2 protein-coding genes are annotated in these 4,572 nt (G+C 46.5%); both read left to right on the top strand.

What is annotated here, in order from left to right; translation table 11 throughout:
• The first annotated feature begins 657 nt into the window (after positions 1-657).
• Positions 658-3,786, top strand: coding sequence for a beta strand repeat-containing protein (locus tag AADEFJLK_RS24225; protein WP_146054730.1), 3,129 nt, complete (start codon positions 658-660; stop codon positions 3,784-3,786).
• Positions 3,787-4,157: 371 nt separating this feature from the next.
• Complete coding sequence (locus tag AADEFJLK_RS24220) at positions 4,158-4,451, top strand: hypothetical protein (protein WP_146054729.1); 294 nt, start codon at positions 4,158-4,160, stop codon at positions 4,449-4,451.
• Positions 4,452-4,572: the final 121 nt, after the last annotated feature.

Below are 4,572 nucleotides of genomic sequence, written 5' to 3'. Positions count from 1 at the left end.
GCAGACCATTTTAGCGACAAACGAAATGTTTCAAACGGAGAAACGGGGCAGCGCCAATCCGCTGCAATGGCAATGACACTATCTTAAACTAGGCTAAATATTGTCTGGACAATGGGGTCCACTTAACTGTTACGAATGAATGGAGGCACTTAAGTTTTTGGAAAAATAAAAATTAAAAATGGATATTATTTTTAATATCAATTGTGTAGGCTTTTTAAGCTAGTTTTTATTAAAAAGTACCCATTTTTTTAGGTACTTTTTAATATAAATTACTCAATGTTTTTGTTATAAATAAGGGTAGTAACCGCATTTTCCTAAAATACGGTATTAATGTTTTTTTCGTCATATTTTGTGCGTAAGGCAACACTTGATTTATCTAGCTAAATAGGTTCGTTCAGGCTGTATGGCCTGAAGAGAAGGCTTCACAAACTGCTGTTTTGCGATAGGTTGGCGTTTCAGTGATGAGATGGCTTGGGTAAAGCCATGCGCTATCAAATTTAATAATAAGAAAAAAAAGGGGGGGGAGTACAGAGAGAAAATGAATAGGCTGTCAGATTTGTTAGCAGGTGTGGGTTTTAAACAGCACAAAATCAATCCGCTCTGAGCGGTTCATATTTTTACATCATCGGCTTGCCGAGATATTTTAAGGAATTAGTAGTGGCCACTTTAACTGATATACGCAATTATATATGGGACATTCAAGCCAATGGTTCTATTAACGATGGCAGTAACGATGCTTTCGATACGGCCTTTGTACTAGACGGGTTTTCATCAACCACTCAGACATATGAAGATTCCAACAGAGAGGTGGTGATGGCCTCAAACGCATCGGGGGACATTGATGTCACCAGAAAGGTATATGTGCCGGACAGTGGCACGGTGGGTTATGCTAGATTTCTTGAGATTGTCACCAACACAGGAAGCGTTGCCACAACCTATAATTTAGTCATTCGGGGTAATTTGGGTTCAGATAGTTCTACGAGTATTATCGCAACGTCCAGTGGTGATGGTAGTTTTACAACCGCCGATCATTGGTTGGTCACTGACGATAGCACTGATAACGGTGGAGATCCGGCGGTAGCACAGGTTTTTGGCGGCCACAACGGCCTGGCCCCTACGGCAGTTTACGGGGTTAATGGCGATGATGATATTAGCTACAGTTTCTTGTTGCATCTTGCTCCAGGAGAAACCAAAATTATTATGCATTTTGGTGTCCAAGCGGCAACTAGGGCCGAGGCTCAGACCGTAGCGGCTTATTTAAGTAGTGGGGCGCAAGATATTTTTGCCGGTATGAGCGCCGCTGAATTGCAGCAATTGGCTAATTTTTCCTACACCCCCCCCGTCTCTAATTTTGCCATCACCTCTAGTACCGGTTTAGTCCAAGACGAAGGCAATGGCCATAATGGTAGCTTTACTTTTACAGTTACCCGTTCCGGCAATCTTAGCCAAGCCGGTAGTGTCCATTACACAATTTCAGGATCTGGTCTCCATCAAGCGGCGGGTAGTGATTTTGTCGGAGGCGTTTTGCCTAGTGGCATCATCAACTTTGCCGCTAACCAACAAACGCAAGTAGTGACTTTGCAAATTGCTGGAGATGCGATTAGGGAAAGTGACGAAACATTTAGTGTGGTTATTGATAATGCGGTTGGCGGAGCGGTTAATCAAGCGGCAAATTCGGCAACTGGCACGATTGTTAACGATGACCCTTTGCTTGTTAACTTGACTCAAAAAGATGATTTTTTTCAAGGTACCGCCGATCATGAGCTTATCCAAGGATTGGGCGGCGATGATGTCATTTATGGCCAAGACGGCAATGACAGTTTGTTAGGCGGTAAAGGCGATGACAGCTTAAATGGCGGTTCCGGCAACGACATCTTACAGGGGGGGATAGGTGACGACCTGCTTAACGGCGGAGATGGCAATGACATTCTTTATTCAACCTCAGCAAGTGGCGCCCAAAGTGACACCTCAACGGTTTCCAACCAAGTGATCGTGCCTTCTTCGGGCCTAAACCTGAGTATTAGCCTGACGGCGCCTGATTTCACGGACACCGGCAGCGCGGTGGTTGATGGTTTGCTGAGCCGTTCCGGTGGGCAGTCAGGTAATGTCAATATCGCCTATGTCATTGATGTATCAGGCAGTATGCAAAGCGTTTTTCAAGGCACTACGGTGGGCGATCTTAACGGGGATGGGTATTCAAACACGATTTTAGATGCGGCGATAGCGTCTTTTGAATCGCTGACTAATTCTCTTATGCAGACAGGCTTTTCAAGCAGCCAAATTACCCTAATCCCATTCAGTTCATCTGCCACCACCACGTTTAACAACGGGATGTCTACAGACGCTAACAATAATGGCAGGCTGGATATCATCGACTCGTTACGCTCACTGAATTTAGGTGGCGGCACCAATTACACGGTTGCGCTTGATGAGGCGGTTTCGTTTTTTAACAACAGGGCGGGCCTTAATTATGTCTTTTTTATTTCCGATGGTCAGCCAAATGAAGGTGGCAGCTACTCAACGCAAGTGCAAACACTGATAAACCCATCGGGTATTAATGCCTCTATACGCGCTATAGGCTTAGGAGCCAGTTCCGACCTTCCGGCACTTGATTTGGTGGATGATAATACAGTCAATAACTCGGCAATCCGTGTCAATGATACAGCCTCGTTGACCGCAGGTTTGATTGCCCCGTCTGTGCAACTGTCCGACATTGCTAGGGTCGAGCTATACCGGAACGGCACGTTACTGACAACAATCCAACCAAGTCAGCTGGTTTCGACACCGTTAGGCTTACGTTTTACAAGTACCGTATCAGGTCTGGATTTATCAGATAACAGTGTTATCGCCAAAGTTATCGCCACTGATAACGCACATACCTTTGTATCGGTAGAGCAAAGTATTTCAACGAAAGCAGGTGATAACAGGTTATTTGGTGGCAGTGGCAATGATACCTTGGTTTCTGGTTCCGGTGATGACGAGATCAACGGCGGCAGTGACGTTGATACGGTATCTTATGCCTCTTTTACAAAGGCGGTTAATGTTAATTTGAGCTTAAGCGATTGGCAAAATACCGGCGGGGCAGGTGTAGATAAGCTCTCCTTGATTGAAAATATCACAGGCGGTTCAAATAATGACACATTGACCGGCAACGGGGCCGCCAACGTCCTTAACGGCGGTGCGGGTGCGGACAGGCTGACCGGCGGGTTGGGCAACGACCTGTATATCGTCGATAACGCCGGTGACATCGTCACCGAGACCTCCACGCTGGCGACCGAGATTGACACGGTCAGCAGTTCGATCAGCTACACGCTGGGGGGCAACGTGGAAAACCTGACCTTGTCGGGCACTGCGGCCATCAACGGTACCGGCAACGGCCTCAACAACGTCCTGATCGGCAACGGAGCCGCCAACGTCCTCAACGGCGGTGCGGGTGCGGACAGGCTGACCGGCGGGTTGGGTGCGGATGTCTTTAAGTTTATCCTTGAGACAGATACGGGAACACTATCAACAACTAGGGATACTATTACTGACTTTAACCATACACAAGGCGACAAGATCGATGTGTCCAGTATTGATGCTAATACGGCCTTGGCAGGTAACAGTGCGTTTTCCGTTTTAAGGGTAGGGGGAGCTTTTTTAGGCACTTTTACCCAAGTAGGTGAGCTTTATTTTGACCAATTGGCACACATCTTATACGGTAACAACGATGCTGATAGCAGTGCTGATTTTTCTATGCAAATAACAGGAGTCAGCAGCTTGGTCGTTGCCGATGTTGTCATGTAAATAAGCAGGGTAGACAAAGGTAGGCAAATTACGGTTGGTTTCAGGGCAAAAATAGTTTGCCCTGAGCTTTTAAGGTTTTTGCTTGCCCTTAAGTCCTTGATACTCGTTTAGAAGTTCCTAGCGGGCATTACTAGCCTGCTGGTCACTACATCTACCTCGTTCTTCTTATGCCCTTTATGTCCTGTCAGTACAGTACCATACAGGGCATAAACCTAAATCACAGCCATTAAGCTGGCGCACGGATAAAAGCCAAAACCATTAAGCCCTCATTAATATTGCTTCCTCTATGATGTAGCCACATTGTCCAACACGGCAATGCGGGGCTGGGTTAACCGCCACCGTCACTTAATCCTTATTTATGGAAGGCTGTTATGAAAAAATTAGTGTTTATGGTTGCCTTGAGCTTATGTGCCTTAGCGGCAACTTCTGCTTATGCGGATGATGACGACTGGGGTCGTCGTGGCGGTTGGGGCGGCGGTGGCTGGGGTGGTGGCGAATGGCACGAACACCATCATCACAGGCCTAGACCCCAATACCGTGAAATCATCAATGTTTATCCACAACCACGCCCCGTTTACCGTGAAGAGATCATTTACGTCCAACCACGTCCGGTTTACCGTGAAGAAATCCGCGTTTACCCGCAACCACGCCCACAACCTGTATAGTGGACCCATAAAAACAGACAATAATTTAAGATGGTGTCCATCATAAAACAGGTGGATAAAAATGAGTGAGAAAAAGCGTAAATTGATGACTGGGGCACAAAAGGCGAAGGTGGCGTTGGAG

Source organism: Methylovulum psychrotolerans (assembly GCF_002923755.1).
In the GTDB taxonomy this organism is placed as follows: Bacteria; Pseudomonadota; Gammaproteobacteria; order Methylococcales; family Methylomonadaceae; genus Methylovulum; species Methylovulum psychrotolerans.
This window is presented reverse-complemented; position numbering and strand designations above follow the sequence as displayed.